General features: G+C 62.2%; 1 protein-coding gene. It reads left to right on the plus strand.

Annotated elements, in window-relative coordinates; translation table 11 throughout:
- The first annotated feature begins 12 nt into the window (after nucleotides 1-12).
- Entirely contained in the window at nucleotides 13-21,498 is a 21,486-nt protein-coding gene (locus J3R75_RS06845) for an MBG domain-containing protein (protein ID WP_307260730.1), read from the plus strand.
- The last annotated feature ends 170 nt before the right edge of the window (nucleotides 21,499-21,668 follow it).

The following is a 21,668-nucleotide window of genomic DNA, read 5'->3' on the forward strand; positions in this document are numbered from 1 at the left end:
TCTGCTGACGTCGTGAACTTCACCATCACCCGCCGCGGCTACGCGCTCAGGTCCATCGACATGGACGCCCTGCCTGATTTCACTTACAATGGCGCTGCCCAAGAGCCCACGCCCGATGTCTGGGACGGCGGCGTCTTGCTGAGCAAAGACGCTGACCACCCTGACTACGAGCTGACCTATACCAACAACCTCAATGCCGGTACCGCCATGCTCACCGTCACCGGCATCAACAACTACATAGGTGAACAAAACCGCAACTTCGTCATTGACCGCATGGACATCACGGTCACCCCCGATGCCGGTCAGAACAAGATGCTCGGAACAGACGACCCGGTACTGACCTACACGGCTACCCCGGTAGTCGCCGGCGAAACTGCAGTCTTCCCCGGCGCGCTGACCCGCGACATCGGCGAAGACATCGGCGATTACGCCATCACCATTGGCACGCTAGTCTTGGCTGACGGCATCGCGCCCAACGCCTTCCTTGCCGCCAATTACAATCTGCTCTTCGACGAGACGCCGGTAACCTTCGCCATTACCCCCGTCGACGCCAGCACCTTCATCATTGCCGACATTGCCCCCTTCGCCTACGACGGCACCGCCCACATGCCCGAACCCGCAATGACCAAGGCAGACGGCATCACCGCCCTGACCGCAGGCACCGACTACACGCTCTCCTACGCCGCCAACACCAACGCCGGCACCGCCACCCTCACCGTCACTGGCATTGGCAACTACGTCGGCACCCAGGATAAGACTTTCGCCATCACGCCCGTGGCCCTCACCGTCACCCCCGACGCCGGTCAGTCCAAGACCTACGGCGATGCTGAACTGGCATTGACCTTTACCAGCGCTGGCGCCGTCGGCACCGAAACGCCCGCCTTCACCGGCGCCCTGGGCCGCGACGCCGGCGAAGACGTCGGCACCTACGCGATCAACGCCGGCACCCTCGCACTTGCCGAAAACGATCCTTTCTTGGCCACCAATTACACCCTGACATTCAACGCCGACCCTGTCGTCAACTTCGCCATCACGCCCAAAGACGCGGCCGAACTCACGATCGTCGACATTGCCACCCTAACCTACAATGGCGCCGCGCAGACCCCCGCACCCGTGGTCAAAGATGGCGAGAACGTCCTTGCCCAAGGCGACGACTACATGCTGTCCTACGCCAACAACACCAACGCCGGCACCGCTACCGTCACTGTTACCGGCACGGGCAACTACACCGGCACGCAGAACAAGGCCTACACCATCGCGCCCATCGCCATCACCGTCACCCCCACTGCCAGCCAGTTCAAGACCTACGGTCAGGACGACCCGGCACTGACCTATTCATATAGCGCCGCTTCGTCCGTCGCCGGCGAAACGCCGGCCTTCAACGTTGACGGCGTTCTAGCTCGCGTTGCCGGCGACAATGTCGGCACCTACGCCATTACCCAGGGCACGCTGGCGCTTGCTGACAGTGGCGCTTTCCTGGCCGATAACTATGCGCTGTCCTTCACCGCTAACGTTCCCTTCACCATTATCGCCAAAAATGTCGACGCTAATTTCACTATCGCAGCCGTCGCTCCGCTCACCTATAATGGCTTGGCGCAGACGCCCACGCCAAGCGTCAACGACGGCGATACCCTCCTTCTCTCTGGCACCGACTACACCCTCTCCTACGCCGACAACACCAATGTCGGCGAAGCCACTCTCACCGCCACCTTCAAGGGCAATTACAGCGGCACCAAACAAACAAACTTCAACATCACCCAGGCGACGCTCACTGTCACCCCAGACGCCAATCAAGCCAAGACCTTCGGCGAACTCGACCCGGTGCTGGCCTACATGGCCAGTGGCACAGTCAATGGCGAAACGCCGGCCTTCACCGGCGCCTTGGCCCGCGCAGCCGGCACTGACATCGGCACCTACGCGATCAACCAGGGCACACTCGCCATGGCGGACGGCGTCCCCTTCCTGGCCGCCAATTACAGCCTGGTATTTGCCGCTGAACCAGTCGTGAATTTCACCATCAACGCCAAAAACGCAAGCACCTTCACCATTGCTGATATCGCGCCGGTCGACTACACCGGCGTGGCGCAAATGCCCGAGCCGGCCGTCAGCGACGGCGGCACCGTCCTAACCAAAGACACCGACTACGCCCTGTCCTACAGCGCCGACACCATCAACGCCGGCACCGCCACCGTAACCGTCACCGGCATCGGCAACTACACCGGCACCCAGGACAAAGACTTCACCATCACGCCGATTACCATCACCGTCACCCCGGATGCCGGCCAGTCGAAGACTTTCGGCGACGCCGATCCGGCGGAGTTCGCCGACACGCGAACTTCAACGACAGTAGTCGATGGCGAAACGCCCGCCTATACTGGCGCCCTAGTGCGCACCGCCGGCGAAAACGCCGGCACCTACGCCATCAACCAGGGCGACCTGCTCCTCGCCGATGGCGTCGCCCCCAATACTTTCCTGGCCGCCAACTACAGTCTGGATTTCACCGCCGGCGTCGATTTCACCATCAACGCCAAGGACGCCACTACCCTCACCATCGCCGACATCGCCCCCCTCGCCTACACCGGCATCGCCCAGACACCCGAGCCCGAAGTCAAGGACGGCGCCACCGTCCTCACCAAGGGTACCGACTACACCCTGTCCTACGCCAACAACACCAACGCCGGCGTCGACACCGCCACCGTAACCGTTACCGGCACCGGCAACTACACCGGCACCCAAGACAAGTTCTTCACCATCTCACAGGTGGCCATCACGGTCACTCCGGACGCCAATCAGTCCAAGGTCTTTGGCGCCGCCGACCCGGCAGTGCTGACCTACACGGCCACCGATGGCGTCAATGGCGAAACGCCGGCCTTCACCGGCGCCCTGGCCCGCGCCGCCGGCGAAGTCGTCGGCACCTACGCCATTGAGCAAAACACACTCGCATTGGCCGGCAATGGCACTTTCCTGGCCAGCAACTACAGCCTTGCTTTCACGACCGGCGTGACTTTCGCCATCGCCACTTATGACGCCAGCACCCTCACCATCGCTCCAATAGACCCTGTTACGTACACCGGCGCCGACCAGACGCCCACCCCCGAAGTCAAAAACGGCGAAACTGTCCTGACCGAGAACACCGACTACATTCTGTCTTACACTGACAATATCAACGCCGGTACCGCCACGCTGACGCTCACCGGCATCGGCGATTACAGCGGCACCCAAGACAAGGCCTTCACCATCTCGCCGATTACCATCACGGTCACGCCCGACGCAGGCCAAGGCAAGATCTATGGCGAAGCCGACCCGGCAGAGCTGACCTACACCGCCACCCAGGCAGCAGTAGTCGCCGGCGAAACGCCGGTCTACACCGGCGCCCTGGCCCGCGTCGCCGGCGGAAACGCCGGCACCTACGCGATCGGGCAAGACACGCTCGACCTCGCCGATGGCGTCGCCCCCAATAACTTCCTTGCCGCCAACTACAGTCTGTCCTTCTCCGCCGGCGTAGATTTCACCATCAATGCCAAGAATGCGAGCACCCTTACTGTCGCTGATATCGCTCCCCTCGCCTACACCGGCGCCGCGCAGATGCCCGCGCCCGAAGTCAAAGACGGTGACACCGTTCTCACCAAGGACATCGACTACACGCTGTCCTACAGCGCCGACACCACCAACGCCGGCACCGCTACTCTCACCGTCACCGGCATTGGCAACTACACCGGCACCCAGGACAAGACCTTCACCATCACGCCCCTGACCATCACCGTCACCCCGGACGCCGGCCAAAACAAGACTTTCGGCGACGCTGACCCGGCGGAATTCACCGACACGCGAACCCCGACAGAAGTGATCCCCGGCGAAACGCCCGCCTACACCGGCGCACTCGCACGCGTTGTCGGCGAAAACGCCGGCACCTACGCCATCAACCAGGGCAACCTGCTCCTCGCCGACGGCGAAGCCCCCAATAACTTCCGCGCCGCCAACTACAGCCTGGTATTCACTGATGGCGTAGATTTCACCATCAATCCCAAAAATGTCGACGTTAATTTCACCGTGGCGGCCGTCGGGCCCTTCATCTACAACGGCACGGCATGGACACCCACGCCAGCTGTCAAGGACGGCGATACCGACCTTACCAAAGACACCGACTACACTCTGTCCTACACCGACAATACCAACGCCGGCACCGCCACCCTAACAGTCACCTTCACGGGCAACTACAGCGGTACCTTGGCACCGATTTTCACCATCAACAAGGCGACAATCACTGTCACCCCCCTTGCCGGCCAGTCCAAGATCTTCGGCGAGGCCAATCCAGTCTTGGCCTACACGGCCGTCGGCGCCGCCGCTGGCGAAACACCGACCTTCACCGGCGCCTTGGCACCGGCACCGGGCGATGATGTCGGCGAATACGCCATCGTCCAAGACAGTTTGCTCCTCGCCAATGGCACCGCCCCCAATCCCTTCCTTGTCACTAACTACAACCTAGTCTTCACCCCCGGCGTGACCTTCGCCATCACCCCAAAGAACGCTAGTACCTTCAGGGTTGCCGACATCCTACCGCAAGTCTATAACGGCGCCGCGTACACGCCCGAGCCCGAAGTCAAAGACGGCGCTACCGTCCTCATCAAAGACACCGATTACACCCTGTCCTATAGCGCCGACACCACCAACGCCGGCACCGCCACCCTCACCGTCACTGGCATAAACAACTACGTCGGCACCCAGGATAAAGACTTCACCATTACGCCCGTGGCCCTCACCGTCACCCCCGACGCCGGTCAGTCCAAGACCTACGGCGAAGCGGAACCGACTTTGACCTTCACCAGCGCTGGCGCCATCGGCACTGAAACGCCAGCCTTCAGCGGCGAGCTAGCGCGCGTCGACGCCGGCACCGCCACCGGCGAAAACGCCGGCACCTACGCCATTACCCTGGGCTCTCTCGCCCTCGCTGACAACGGCAGTTTCCTTGCCGCCAACTACAGTCTGGCGTTGTCTCCAGTTCCCGTGACCTTCGCGATCACCCCCAAAGACGCCAGCGGCTTCCCCATCCCCGCTATTGGTCCCTACACCTACGATGGCCAACGGCACCGCCCCACGCCAGAAATCAAGGACGGCGACATCCCGCTGATCAAGGACACCGACTACACCTTGGTCTACAACCGTAACTTGCACGCCAGTGTGGACACCGCAAAAGTAACCGTCACCTACAAAGGCAATTACAGCGGCTCGGCAATCAAGTTCTTTAACATCCTGCCTGCGCCCCTCACCCTCACCCCGGACGCCGAACAAACCAAGACCTTCGGCGATTCCGACCCCGCCTTCTCCTACGCTGCTCCGGACGCGATCGTTGGCGCCATCACCGGCGAAACGCCGGCATTCACCGGCGCACTCGCGCGCGTTGCCGGCGAAGACGTCGGCACCTACGCCATCACCCAAGGCACCCTCGCACTCGCGGACAATGACCCCTTCATCGCCAGTAACTACGACCTAACGGTCAGCGCCGAAGTGCTGTTCGAAATCACCAAAAAGGACCTAAGCGCCTTCCCTGTCGCTGCTGCAGGGCCCTTTATCTATGACGGCTCCGAACATACGCCCGAGCCGCAGGTCAGCAATGGCGCCACCGTGCTGATCAAGGACACCGACTACACCCTGGCCTACACCAATAACACCAATGTCGGCACCGCCACCCTCACCATCACCGGCATCGGCAATTACGAAGGCACGCAGGACAAGACCTTCACCATCAACCGGGCGACGATCGTCGTCACTCCCAACGACGGTCAGGATAAGACCTTCGGCGAGGCCGACCCGGAATTTGCCTATGTTGCCCCAGGCGTAGTCGCTGGCCAGGAGCCGATCATCACCGGCGCCTTGACCCGCATCGGCGCCGGCACTGTCGCCGGCGAAAATGCCGGCACCTACGCCATCACCCAAGGCACCCTTGCACTCGCGGACAACGGCCCCTTCCTGGCCGCAAACTACAAGCTCGTGCTCACCGAAGGGAAGACCTTCACTATCAACCCCAAGCCGGCCGGCGATTTTGCTGTCCCTGTCAACGCGTCATACACCTACACGGGCCTCCCCCAGGAGCCCACGCCCGAAATCAAAGACGGCGACATCACGCTGATCGAGGTTACCGACTACACCCTGGGCTACAGCGCTGACCACACCAACGTCGGCACGGTCACGCTAACTGTCACCTACAGGGGCAATTACAGCGGCACCAAGGCTGTGACCTTCGCCATTACCTCAGCACCACTTACCGTCACCCCCCTCGCCGGACAAACCAAAGTTTTCGGCTCGGACGACCCGGTCTTCGCCTTCTCCAGCACCGGCGCAGTCAACGGCGAAACGCCAGCTTTCACCGGCGCCCTGAACCGTGTTCACAACGACACCAGTGAGAACATTGGCGATAGGTACGCCATCTTGATCGGTGATTTGGAACTTGTTGATAACGCCCCCTTCCTGGCCACCAATTACAACCTGTTCTTCAATGCGACGCCGGTAACCTTCACCATCACCCGCAAAAACGCCAGCACTTTCACCATCGCCGACATCGCTTCCCGCACCTACGATGGCACCGCCTACGCGCCCACGCCAGACGTTTACGACGGCGAAAATCTCCTGGTTATCGGCGCTGACAAGGACTACACCCTGTCCTACGCCGCCAACACCAACGCCGGCACCGCCACCCTCACCGTCACCGGCAGGGGCAATTACACCGGCACGAAGAACAAGGACTACACCATCGCGCCCATCACGATCACCGTCACTCCGACCCCCGATCAATACAAGACCCTCGGCGAACTAGATCCAATTCTAACCTATACCTACGCTGCCGATGCCGTCATTGCCGGCCAAACGCCGAAATTCACCGGCGCCCTAAGCCGCGACGCCGGCGAAACGGTCCGCGACGACTACGCCATTACGCTAGGCACGCTCGCCCTCACCGATGGCGACGGCGACAATGCCTTCCTGGCCGCCAATTACTCATTGGCCATTGACGCCGAAACCTTCGAAATCACCATCTTCGACCAAGACCTCTCCACGCCCTTCGCGCTGGATATTAATAGCTCCGCCGTAGTTGATGGCCCGTTCATCTACAACGGCACAGAACATACTCCAAAGCCCGCCGTAACCTACGATGGCCTCCTCCTCAAAGATAGCGACTACACCCTCACCTACGCCAACAACACCAACGCTGGCACCGCAACCCTGACCGTCACCGGCATAGAAAACGGCGACTACGAGGGCTTGATGATAACCACTTACTTCACCATCACGCCTGCTACGCTCACCGCCACCCCAGACGCCAATCAAACCAAGACCTTCGGAGAACCCGACCCGGTGCTGGACTACACGGCCAGTGGCGCCGTCAACGGCGAAACGCCCGCCTTCACCGGCGCCCTCGAACGCGCCGCCGGCACTGACATCGGCGAATACGCGATCAACCAGGGCACACTCGCCATGGCAGACAACGCCCCCTTCCAGGCCGCCAACTACAGCTTGGTATTTGCCGCTGAACCAGTCGTGAATTTCACCATCAACGCCAAAGACGCGGGCATCTTCACCATTGCTGATATCGCTCCGGCCGACTACAACGGCGCCGCCCACATGCCCACGCCCGAAGTCAAAGACGGCGAAACCGTCCTTGCCAAAGGCACCGACTACGAGCTCTCCTACACCAACAACACCAACGCCGGCGTCGACACCGCCACCGTGATTGTCATCGGCAAAGAGGGCAGCAACTACACCGGCGCTAAGGCCAAGACTTTCACCATCAACGCGAAGGACGCCAGCACCCTCACCATCGCCGACATCGCCTCGCGCGCCTACACCGGTCTGGCGCAGATGCCCGCGCCTGAAGTCAAAGACGGCGGCACGGTTCTGGTCAAAGGCACCCACTACACGCTGTCCTATGCCGACAACACCAACGCCGGCATTGCCACGGTGACCGTCACTGGCATCGGCGACTACACGGGCAGCGTAAACACGACCTTCGCTATCAATCCAGCGACCCTCACCGTCACGCCCAACGCCGGGCAGTTGAAGGTTAAAGGCTCTACCGACCCCGTACTGACCTACGCGGCCACTGGCGCGGTCAACGACGAAACCCCGGCCTTCACCGGCGCGCTGACGCGCTCTGCGGGCGAAGACGCCGGCGCCTACGCCATTAGCCAGGGCACCCTGGCCCTAGCCAACGACGGCGCCTTCAAAGCCAGCAACTACACGCTGGCATTCACTCCCGGCGCGACCTTCGAAATCAAGACGCCCAGCAACTTCACGATTGGCGACGTCGTCCTGGTCTACACCGGCACAACCCACGCCCCCACGCCGGAAGTCCGGTCGGGCGAAACGCTGTTGACGAAGGACACCGACTACAGCCTGTCTATCGTTTCCGGCGTCAACGCCGGTGAGGACGTCCGCGTGACAGTCGTCGGCATGGGCGATTACCTCGGCGCGCAAGAAAAAGTCTTCACCATTGAGCCAGCGAACCTCACCATCACCCCCGTCGCTAATCAATCCAAGGTTTATGGCGCGGTTGACCCGGTTCTGACCTACACCTCCACCGGCGCGATCGTTGGCGAAGCCCCGGCCTTCACCGGCGCATTGGGCCGCGAAGAGGGCGAAAACGCCGCCCCCTACGCGTTCACCCTGGGCACCCTCGCTCCCGCCGATGGCGACGGCGAAAACGCGTTCTTGGCCACCAACTACACCCTGGCATTGAACGAAGAAGCCCCGACCTTCGCCATCACCCCGGCGACCATCACCGTCACGCCTGTTGCCGGCCAGTCTAAAGTCTATGGTGCAGACGATCCGGTGCTGACTTTCACTGCTACTGGCGCCATCGCCGGTCAAACCTCGGCTTTCACCGGCGCGCTGGGCCGCACTGAAGGCGAAGACGTCGGCTCCTACGCCTTTACCCTGGGCACCTTGGAATTGGCCGATGGTGCCGGCGACAATGCTGCCTTCAAGGCCGCTAACTACAGCTTGGCATTGGCCACCTACGAGGCACCCGAAGAAGCCCCGACCTTCGCCATCACCCCGACGGTCATCACCGTCACGCCCGTTGCCGGCCAGTCCAAAGTCTATGGCGCAGACGATCCGGTGCTGACCTACACAACCAGCGAAGCCGTCAATGGCGAAACGCCGGCCTTCACCGGCGCGCTGGGCCGCACTGAAGGCGAAGACGTCGGCTCCTACGCCTTTACCCTGGGCACCTTGGAATTGGCCGATGGTGCCGGCGACAATGCTGCCTTCCTGGCCGCCAACTACACGCTGGCATTGGCCACCTACGAGGCGCCCGAAGAAGCCCCGACCTTCGCCATCCGCTATAACGCCAGCACCCTCACCATCGCTCCAATAGGCCCTGTTACGTACGACGGCACCGCCTACGCGCTCACGCCCGAAGTCAAGAACGGCAACACGGTCCTGACCAAGGGCACCGACTACGAGCTCTCCTACGCCGCCAACACCAACGCCGGCACCGCCACGCTAACGCTTATCGGCATCGGCGATTACAGCGGCACGCAGGATAAGACCTTCACCATTGTACCGGCAACCATTACCGTCACCCCCGACGACGGTCAGGATAAGGCCTTCGGCGCCCCTGACCCGGTGCTGACCTATGAAGATGAAGACGCGGTAGTCGGCGCGATCGACGGCGAAACCCCGGCCTTCACCGGCGCATTGAGCCGTGTCCAAGGCGAAAATGTCCGCGACGGGGGCTACCCCATTACCCAAGGCACGCTCGCGCTCAAGGACAACGGCACCTTTAAGGCCGCCAACTACACGCTGGCTTTCGCGGCTGATCCCGTTGTCTTCACGATTGAACCTGAAGACATTAGCGACTCCACCACGGTGGCTGATATCAACGATGTCATCTACACCGGTCTAGCGCAAGAACCCACGCCGGTCGTGACCAACACCACCACTGGCCTGGCCTTGGTCAAAGACACCGACTACACCCTGTCCTACAAGAATAATACCAACGTCGGCACCGCTACCGTAACCGTCACCTTCAAAGGCAATTACACCGGCTCTAAAGAAACGACCTTCGCCATCACCGCCAAGGACGCCAGCACCCTCACCATCGACGACATCGCCCCGCTCACCTACAACGGCGAAGCGCAGGAACCCGCCGTGACTGTCAAGGACGGCGCAACGACCTTGGCAATGGGCGAAGACGAGGATTACACCGTCTCCTACACCAACAACACCAACGCCGGCACGGCCACGGTGACCGTCACTGGCCAGGGCAACTACACGGGCACGAAGGACAAGTCCTTCACCATCGCGCCAATAGCCCTCACCGTCACGGCAAATGCCGGCCAAACCAAGGTCTTCGGCGCGGCTGACCCAGAAACGATCGAGTATACCGTTACCCCGGCCGCCGTGGTCGCAGGCGAGACCCCGGACTTCGACGGCGCGCTAGTGCGCGCTGCCGGCGAAGCCGTCGGCACCTACGCCATCAGCCAAGGCACCCTGGTCCTAGTCGATAACGACCCCTTCAAGGCCGCCAATTACAGCCTGGCCTTCACGCCCGGCGCGACTTTCGCCATTACGGCCAAGAATGCCAACACCCTCACCATCGCCGACATCGCCGAGCGCGCCTACACCGGTCTGGCGCATATGCCCGCGCCTGAAGTCAAAGACGGCGGCACGGTTCTGGTCAAGGACCGCGACTACACGCTGTCCTACAACGCCAACACCAACGCCGGCAAAAACACCGCCACGGTGACCGTCACGGGCCAGGGCAATTACACCGGCACGCAGGACAAGACCTTCACCATCACGCCGGTGGCGATCACCGTCACCCCGAAAGCCAATCAGTCCAAGCTCGTCGGCGACGACGACCCGGCCTTGACCTACACATTCACCGGCGCCGTCAATGGCGAAACCCCGGCCTTCGCCGGCGCACTGACGCGCGCTGCGGGCGAAACCCTCGGCACCTACGCCATTACTAATGACGGCGACGACGTCCTCGTACTGGTTGACAACGACCCCTTCAAGGCCAGCAACTACACCCTGGAGTTCACCCCCGGCGTGCTCTTCACCATCGCCGCCAAGGACGCCAGCCATCTCACCATCGCCGCCATCGCCGAGCGCGCCTACACCGGCTTGGCGCAGACGCCCACGCCCGAAGTCAAGGACGGCGACACGGTTCTAGTCAAAGGCACCGACTACACCCTGAACTACGCCGACAACACCAACGCCGGCATTGCCACGGTGACCGTCACTGGCAGCGGCGACTACAGTGGCAGCGTAAACACGACCTTCGCTATCACCAAGGCGACCATCACCGTCACGCCCAACGCCGGGCAGTTGAAGGTTAAAGGCTCTACCGACCCCGTACTGACCTACGCGGCCACTGGCGCGGTCAACGACGAAACCCCGGCCTTCACTGGCGCGCTAGAGCGCGCAGCGGGCGAGGACGCCGGCACCTACGCCATCACCCAAGGCACGCTGGCCCTTACCAACGACGGCGCCTTCCTGGCCGCCAACTACACCTTGGCATTCACCGCCGACAAGACCTTCGAAATCAAGACGCCCAGCGACTTTACGATTGGCGACGTCGTCCTTGTCTACACCGGCGCACCCCACGCCCCCACGCCGGAAGTCAAGGACGGCGACAAGGTTCTTGAAATCGGCAACGACTACAGCCTGTCTATCGTTTCCGGCGTCAACGCCGGTGAGGACGTCCGCGTGACAGTCGTCGGCATGGGCGATTACCTCGGCGCGCAAGAAAAAGTCTTCACCATTGAGCCAGCGAACCTCACCATCACCCCCGTCGCTAATCAATCCAAGGTTTATGGCGCGGTTGACCCGGTTCTGACCTACACCTCCACCGGCGCGATCGTTGGCGAACCCCCGGCCTTCACCGGCGCATTGAGCCGCGCTGAGGGCGAAGCCGTCGGCACCTACGCGTTCACCCTGGGCACCCTCGCTCCCGCCGATGGCGCAGAAGGCAATCCCTTCCTGGCCGCCAACTACACGCTGGCATTGGCCACCTACGAGGCGCCCGCAGAGGCTCCGACCTTCGGAATCACTGCCAAGTCTCTCGCTGGCGACACCTTCACCATCGCCGCCATCGCCTCGCGCGCCTACAGTGGCCTGGCGCAAAAGCCCACGCCCGTGGTCAAGGACGGCGCAACCACGCTGATCAAGGACACCGACTACACGCTGACCTACGCCGACAACACCAACGTCGGCACCGCCACCGTGACCGTCACCGGCAAGGGCAACTACACAGGCAAGACGGACAAGACCTTCACCATCACGCCCGTGACCATCACCGTCACCGCGGACGCGGGTCAAAGCAAGACTATCGGCGATGCCGACCCGACCTTAACCTACGCCGCCACCGGCGCCGTCAATGGCCAGACCCCGGCCTTCACCGGCGCCTTCGCTCGCGCCATCGGCGAAACCGTCGGCACCTACGCCATCGGTCGGGGTGACCTGGCCCTGGCCAATGGCGAAGGCGAGAATGCTGCCTTCCTGGCCGCCAACTACACGCTGGCCTTCACGTCCGGCGCGACCTTCGCCATCACCGCGAAGTCCCTCGCTGGCGAGGCCTTCACCATCGCTGACATCGCCCCCCTCACCTACACCGGCGTGGCGCAAAAGCCCGAGCCCGACGTCAAGGACGGCGACGACACCCTTGTCTTAGGCACCGACTACACCCTGACCTACGCCAACAACACCAACGCCGGCACCGCCACGGTGACCGTCAAAGGCAAGGGCAACTACACGGGCACGAAGGACAAGACCTTCACCATCGGCAAGGCGACGCTTACCGTCGCCCCGAACGCCAATCAGTCCAAGGTCTTCGGCGCCGCCGACCCGGCACTGACCTACCAACAGCCCATCGCCCAAAACGGCGAAACACCGAAATTCGCCGGCAAGTTGGCTCGCGCTGCCGCTGGCACCGATTCGGGCGAAGCCGTCGGCACCTACGCCATTACCCTGGGCACCCTGGCCTTGGGCGACAACGGCGCCTTCAAGGCCGCCAATTACACGCTGGCCTTGGCCACCTACGAGGAACCCGCAGTAGCCCCGACTTTCGCGATCACCGCCAAACCCGCCAGCACCCTCACCATCGACGACATCGCCCCGCTCACCTACAACGGCGAAGCGCAGGAGGCCACTCTGACTGTCAAGGACGGCGAGAGAACGTTAGAAATGGGCGAGGACAAGGATTACACCGTCTCCTACGCCGCCAACACCAACGCCGGCACGGCCACGGTGACCGTCACTGGCCAGGGCAACTACACGGGCACGAAGGACAAGACCTTCACCATCGTACCAGCAACCATCACCGTCACGCCAAATGCCGGCCAAACCAAGGTCTTCGGCGCCGATGACCCGGCAACGATTGAGTATACCGTTACCCCGGCCGCCGTGGTCGCAGGCGAGACCCCGGACTTCGACGGCGCGCTAGTGCGCGCCGCTGGCGAAGCCGTCGGCACCTACGCCATCACCCAGGGCACCCTGGTGCTCAAGGACAACGGGGATTTCAAGGCCGCCAATTACAGCCTGGCCTTCACGCCCGACAAGACCTTCGAAATCACGGCCAAGAACATCACCGGCGAAACTTTCACCATTGCCGACATCGCCTCGCGCGCCTACACTGGTCTGGCGCATATGCCCGCGCCTGAAGTCAAAGACGGCGACACGGTTTTGGTCAAGGACCGCGACTACACGCTGTCCTACGCTGCCAACACCAACGCCGGCGAAAACACCGCCACGGTGACCGTCACGGGCAAGGGCAATTACACCGACACGAAGGACCAGACCTTCACCATCACGTCGGTAGCGATCACCGTCACCCCGAAAGCCAATCAGTCCAAGCTCTTCGGTGCCGATGACCCGATCTTGACCTACACATTCACCGGCGCCGTCAATGGCGAAACACCGGCCTTCGCAGGCGCACTGACGCGCGCTGCGGGCGAAACCCTCGGCACCTACGCCATCAGCCAGGGCAGTTTGGCCCTCGCTGATAGCGACCCCTTCAAGGCCAGCAACTATACCCTGGCATTCACCCCCGGCGTGGTCTTCACCATCGCCGCCAAAGACGCCAGCCATCTCACCATCGCCGACATCGCCGCGCGCACCTACGACGGCTTGGCGCAGACGCCCACGCCCGAAGTCAAGGACGGCGACACGGTTCTAGTCAAAGGCACCCACTACACGCTGTCCTATGCCGACAACACCAACGCCGGCATTGCCACGGTGACCGTCACTGGCATCGGCGACTACACGGGCAGCGTAAACACGACCTTCGCTATCAATCCAGCGACCCTCACCGTCACGCCCAACGCCGGGCAGTTGAAGGTTAAAGGCTCTACCGACCCCGTACTGACCTACACGACCGCCGGCGCGGTCAACGACGAAACCCCGGCCTTCACTGGCGCGCTGACGCGCGCAGCGGGCGAAGACGCCGGCACCTACGCCATCACCCAAGGCACGCTGGCCCTCACCAACGACGGCGCCTTCCTATCTGCCAACTACACCTTGGCATTCACCGCCGGCGTAAACTTCGAAATCAAGACGCCCAGCGACTTCACGATTGGCGCCGTCGTCCTGGTCTACACCGGCGCACCCCACGCCCCCACGCCGGACGTCTGGTCGGGCGAAACGCTGTTGACGAAGGACACCCACTACAGCCTGTCTATCGTTTCCGGCGTCAACGCCGGCGAAGAAGTCCGCGTGACAGTCGTGGGCATGGGCGACTATTCAGGCGCGCAAGAAAAAGTCTTCACCATTGAGCCAGCGAACCTCACCATCACCCCCGTCGCTAATCAATCCAAGGTCTTCGGCGCAGTTGACCCGGTTCTGACCTACACCTCCACCGGCGCGATCGTTGGCGAAACCCCGGCCTTCACCGGCGCATTGAGCCGCGCTGAGGGCGAAGCCGTCGGCACTTACGCGTTCACCCTGGGCACCCTCGCTCCCGCCGATGGCGCAGAAGGCAATCCCTTCTTGGCCGCCAACTACACCCTGACTTTGGCTGACGAAGCCCCGACCTTCGCCATCACCGCCAAGTCTCTCGCTGGCGACAGCTTCACCATTGGCGCCATTGCTTCGCGTGCCTACACCGGCCTAGAGCAAAAGCCCACGCCCGTGGTCAAGGACGGCGTAACCACGCTCGTCAAGGACATCGACTACACGCTGACCTACGCCGACAACACCAACGTCGGCACCGCCACCGTGACCGTCACCTGCAAGGGCAACTACACGGGCGAGACGGCCCCGACCTTCGAAATCACCCCGGCGATCATCACCATCACGCCCGACGCCAAGACCAAGGTCTTCGGCGCGGACGACCCGGCCTTAACCTACACCGCCACCGGCGCCGTCAATGGCGAGACCCCGGCCTTCGCCGGCGAGCTGACGCGCGAAGAGGGCGAAACCGTCGGCACCTACGCCATCACCCAGGGCACCCTGGCCCTGGCCAATGGCGCAGACGGCAACGCCTTCAAGGCCGCCAACTACACGCTGGCTTTCACCCCCGGCGCGACCTTCGCCATCACCGCCAAGCCCATCGCCGAGGCCTTCACCATCGCCGACATTGCCCCCGACAACACCCTCCCCTACACCGGTAAGGCGCAGACGCCCACGCCCGAAGTCAAGGACGGCGACACGGTCCTGGTCAAGGGCACTGACTACACCCTGTCCTACGCCAACAACACCACCCTCGGCACCGCCACCGGCCCCACTCCCCCAACAGTCATCGTCACCGGCAAGGGCAACTACACGGGCACGAAGGAAAAAACCTTCGCCATCATCCCGGCGACCATCACCGTCACCCCGACTGCCGGCCAGTCCAAGGCCTTCGGCGCCGCCGATCCGGCGCTGGCCTTTACGGCTACAGCCGCCCAGAATGGCGAAACACCGAAATTCGCCGGCGAGTTGGCTCGCGCTGAAGGCGAAGACATTGGTGATGATTACGCTATCACTATAGGCACCCTGGCCCTGGCCGACAACGGCGCCTTCCTGGCTGCCAACTACACGCTGGCATTGGCCACCTACGAGGAACCTGCAGTAGCCCCGACCTTCGCCATCACCCCGGCGACCATCACCGTCACGCCTGTTGCCGGCCAGTCTAAAGTCTATGGTGCAGACGATCCGGTGCTGACTTTCACTGCTACTGGCGCCATTGCCGGTCAAACGCCGGTCTTCACCGGCGCGCTGACGCGCGCTGAAGGCGAAGCCGTCGGCACCTACGCCTTCACCCTGGAAACCCTGGCCCTGGCCAATGGCGAAGGCGAAAACACGTTCAAGGCCGCCAACTACAGCTTGGCATTGGCCGAATACGTGGCGCCTGCAGTGGCTCCGACCTTCGCCATCACCCCGGCGGTCATCACCGTCACGCCGACCGCCAATCTCAGCAAGGTCTTCGGCGCCGCCGACCCGGAATTGACCTACGCATTCAGCGACGCAGTCAACGATGAAACGCCAGTCATCACCGGCACACTTGGCCGCGCTAACGGCGAAGCCGCCGGCACCTACGCCTTCACCCTGGGCACCCTGGCGCCCAAGGACAACGACGCCTTCCTAGCCGCCAACTACAGCCTGGCATTGGCCGAATACGTGGCGCCCGCAGTGGCTCCGACCTTCGCCATCACCCCGGCGGTCATCACCGTCACGCCTAGCGATGACCAGTCCAAAGCCTATGGCTCAGACGACCCGATTCTGGCCTACACGGCCACAGGCGCTATCGCCGGCGAAACCCCGGCCTTCACCGGCGCGCTGGCGCGCGCTGAAGGCGAAGCCGTCGGTACCTATGCTATCACCCAGGGCACCCTGGCCCTCGCCAATGGTGAAGGCGACAACACGTTCAAGGCCGCCAACTACAGCCTGGCGTTGGCCACCTACGATGCGCCCGCAGTGGCTCCGACCTTCGCCATCACCCCGGCGGTCATCACCGTCACTCCCGACGCCGGGCAATTCAAGGTCGCTGACGTGGCCGATCCGGTGCTGACCTACACATTCAGCGACGCAGCCAACGGCGAGACGCCAGTCATCACCGGCGCACTGGGCCGCGCCGCCGGCGAAGACATCGGCACCTACGCCTTCACCTTGGGCACCCTCGTCCTCGCCGCTGGCGATGCCTTCCTGGCTGATAACTACATCCTCGCCCTTGCCCCAGGCGTGACCTTCGAAATCAAAGAGGCCAACGATTTCACGATTGGCGACGTCGGCATGGTCTACACCGGCGCGACCCACGCCCCCACGCCGGACGTCTGGTCGGGCGAAACGCTGTTGGCCAAGGACACCCACTACAGCCTGTCTATCGTTTCCGGCGTCAACGCCGGCGAAGACGTCCGCGTGACAGTCGTCGGCATGGGCGACTACCATGGCGTGCAAGAAAAAGTCTTCACCATCGTACCGGCAGTCATCACCATTACTCCCGATGCCAAGACCAAAGTCTATGGCGCAGCCGACCCGGAATTGACCTACGCCGATGTAACAGCAGTGGTCGAAGGCGAGACGCCAGTCATCACTGGCGCACTTAGCCGCGAAGAAGGCGAAAACGCCGGTAACTACGCCTTCATCCTGGACGACCTATTCCTCGCAGATGGCGACGGCGACAACGCCTTCCTGGCCGCCAACTACACGCTGGCATTGGCCACCTACGAGGCGCCCGCAGAGGCTCCGACCTTCGGAATCACGCCAGCGACCATCACCATCACGCCTAACGCCGGCCAGTCCAAGGTCTATGGCGCAGCCGATCCGGAATTGGCCTACGCATTCAGCGACGCGGTCAACGATGAGACCCCGGCCTTCACCGGCGCACTTGGCCGCGCTGACGGCGAAGCTGTCGGCACCTACGCCTTCACCCTGGGCACCCTCGCCCCCGCCGATGGCGAAGAGGGCAATCCCTTCCTGGCCGCCAACTACACGCTGGCATTGGCCGAATACGATGCGCCCGCAGTGGCTCCGACCTTCGCCATCACGCCGGCGACCATCACCGTCACCCCGACGGCCAATCAGTCCAAGGTCTATGGCGCAGCCGACCCGGTGCTGACCTACGCATTCAGCGACGCGGTCAACGGCGAAATTCCGGCCTTCACCGGCGCGCTGGCGCGCGCTGAGGGCGAAAACGCCGGCACCTACGCCATCACCCAGGGTACCCTGGTCCTCACCAATGGCGAAGGCGACAATGCCTTCCTGGCCGCCAATTACACGCTGGCTTTGGCCGAACCCGCAGAGGCTCCGACCTTCACCATCACGCCCATGACCATCACCGTCGCCCCGACGGCCAACCAGTCCAAGGTCTTCGGTGCCGCCGATCCGGCGCTGACCTTCACAAACACCGGCGCGCTCACCGGCCAGACCCCGGCCTTCACCGGCGCGCTGACGCGCGCTGCGGGCGAAACCCTCGGCACCTACGCCATCAGCCAGGGTAGTTTGGCCCTCGCTAATAGCGGCGCCTTCCTGGCTGCCAACTACACACTGGAGTTCACCCCCGGCGTGGTCTTCACCATCGCTGCCAAAGACGCCAGCCATCTTACCATCGCCGCCATCGCCGAGCGCGCCTACACCGGCGTGGCGCAAGAACCCACGCCCGAAGTCAAGGACGGCGACACGGTTCTAGACAAAGGCACCCACTACACGCTGTCCTACGCCGACAACACCAACGCCGGCATTGCCACGGTGACCGTCACTGGCAAGGGCAACTACACCGGCACGCAGGACAAGTCCTTTGCCATCACGCCCGTGACCATCACCGTTACGCCAAATGCTGGCCAAACCAAGGTCTTCGGCGCTGCGGACCCGGTGCTGACCTACGCATTCAGCGACGCTGCCAATGGCCAAACCCCGGCCTTCGTCGGCGCGCTCACCCGCGTTAAGGGCGAAATGCTTGGCGCCTATGACATCACCATCGGCACGCTGGCTCTCGCTGACGGCGAAGACGACAATGCCTTCCTGGCCGCTAACTACGCCATTGGATTCACCCGCGGCGTAAAAATGCTGATTGTGACGTCAAACTTTGATCAGGACAAGAGCGGCACCTTTGCACTATCCAGCACGGCCTTACAACTCACCATTTCTGAGGTCGACGATGTGATCTACGCGCCAGAAACGGCTTGGACACCCGAGCCCGAAGTGAAATGGAATGACATGGTGCTGATTAAGGATCACGACTATCTGCTGCACTACCAGGACAATGTCAACGCCGGTACCGCCCATGTGATCGTCACCGGCCTGTGCAACGTCGATTACAGCAAGTCCTTCGCCATCGGTCAAGCCACGGCAACTATCACCATCGACGACGCCAGCTTCGCATACGATGGAATCCCCAAAGAGCCTGCCGTGACCACCACACCGGCCGGCCTCAGCGTCGCCATTCTCTACAATGGCGCCGCTGACAAGCCCATCGCTGTCGGCACCTACACTGTCGCAGCAAGCATCAACGAGCCAAACTATCAGGGCGTAGCCGTACCCGTCCAAATTGAAATCACCAAGGGTACTGCAACAATCAGCTTTGCAGATACCAGCGTTGGCTACGATGGGACCGCAAAGGTACCCACCGTAACCACCGAGCCAGCTGATCTCGCTGTCGTCCTCAGTTACCAAGACGCCTCGGGCGAGCAAGTAGACGCGCCCATTGCCGCCGGCACCTACGCCGTCACCGCAACAATCGACGACGCAAACTATCAGGGTGAAGCCGAAACGGAATTGGTGATCAACAAAGCGCCGGCCACAATCAGCTTTGAAAACCTCGAAGTCACCTACGATGGCACCGCCAAGGCCCCCACCGTGACCACCGAGCCGGCTGATCTCGCTGTCGTCCTCAGTTACCAAGACGCCTCGGGCGAGCAAGTAGGCGCGCCCATCGCCGCCGGCACCTACGCCGTCACCGCAAGCATCGACGACACAAACTACCAGGGCGAAGCCGAAACGGAATTGGTGATCAACAAAGCGACGGCCACAATCAGCTTTGCAGGCACTAACGTCACCTACAATGGCACCGCCAAGGCCCCCACCACGACCACCGAGCCGGCCGGGCTCAAGGTCGATATGCTCTACAACGGCGCGGCTGATATGCCCATCAACGCCGGCACTTACGCCGTCACCGCAAGCATCGACGACACAAACTACCAGGGCGAAGCCGAAACGGTATTGGTCATCAACAAAGCGACGGCCACAATCAGCTTTGCAGACCTCGAAGTCACCTACGATGGCACCGCCAAAGCCCCCACCGTGACCACCGTCCCGGCCGGCCGCAAGGTCGATATGCTCTACAATGGCGCGGCAAGCGAGCCCATTAACGCCGGCACCTACGCCGTCACCGCAAGCATCGATGACACAAACTACCAGGGCGCAGGCACTGCGGATTTTGAAATCAAGAAGGCCAAGCCGACCATCACGTGGCCCACTCCCCTCTCCATAAACGAAGGCACAGCACTGTCGGCGACGCAACTGGCCGCAACGGCTAATATCCCCGGCACATTCGTCTACGAACCGCCCCGTGGCACAATATTGCCCCTAGGCACCCACACGTTGCAGACGACCTTCGTCCCGAAAAATCTGGCGAACTGGGAATCGCCCATAACCACCAGTGTTGAGTTGTCCGTTATTACCGACGTGGCAGCCATGTGGCTGGCCGTCACTCCCCACAATACGCTTGACCATATTACTCTCGTATTCGGTGAAGCCGAGAACGCCACCAATGATCTGGACGTAAACGACGCCTTGGCGCCCGAGGCGCAAGTGGCCAAGCTGGTCTGCTCGCATATCACCGACCCCGACAAGCGCTATTTGGGCCGCGATTTCCGACCCATCCCCACCCCAAATGGCGAAAGCCGCTGGCGCCTCGAAATAAGCACGCCAAACGCTTCCCAGATATTCGCACTGACCTGGGATGTCACTGCAGCCGAACCGACACGAAAGATATACCTGCAACGCTTGGTCAATGAGCAGGCAGTGGGTTTCCCCGTCAATATGCGCGATGTCTCGGCCTTTGATGTCGTTGGCAACGGGGTATTCGAAATCGCCTATGCGCCAGCCGCTGAAACGACCTTGTCTCTGAGAAGGGGCTGGAACTTCGTTGGCAATTCCATCATGTCCGAACAGTCGCTAGCTGACATTCTCAGCAAGAGTAACACGCGTGCTGATGACATCTTCGGAGAAATATGGCTGTGGCGCAATGGCCGCAACCAGCTGGTTACGCTTGACCAGGCTCTAAATCCCGAGTGCGGCTACTGGATCTACTGCCAGGAGGCATTCGAAACGGCTCCCATCTTCGGCGTTGAAGCCGACGGCGTCATCATGCTGCAGCCTGGCTGGAACCTCCTCAGCCCGCCCTACGACTGCACCATGCCCAGCGCCGACGGTATTATACCCATGGCTTGGCAAGTGGGTGGCGACGCCTTCCACATGGCCGATGCCAACAGCGCCCTCAAGGCCGGCAAAGGATACTGGCTCTTCGTCGATGCCGCCGCGCCTATCACAGTGAAATTGGCCCGGGAAACACAAGCTCAGCCGTAATCACCAGAGCAGCACCGAACACGAGCCTCTTTTCAATACCACGAAAAGAGGCTCGCTTATTTCTATCCAAAGCCTGTCCGAAAAGCATAGTTGGGTTTTGCGAGGGGAGGAAAATACCCTTCGCTTCGCTCGGGCCGCCGCTGCGCGGCTATCAGACTATCCCTGCACCT

Origin of the sequence: Oligosphaera ethanolica (assembly GCF_030814695.1) — a bacterium.
GTDB classification, from domain to species: Bacteria; Verrucomicrobiota; Lentisphaeria; order Oligosphaerales; family Oligosphaeraceae; genus Oligosphaera; species Oligosphaera ethanolica.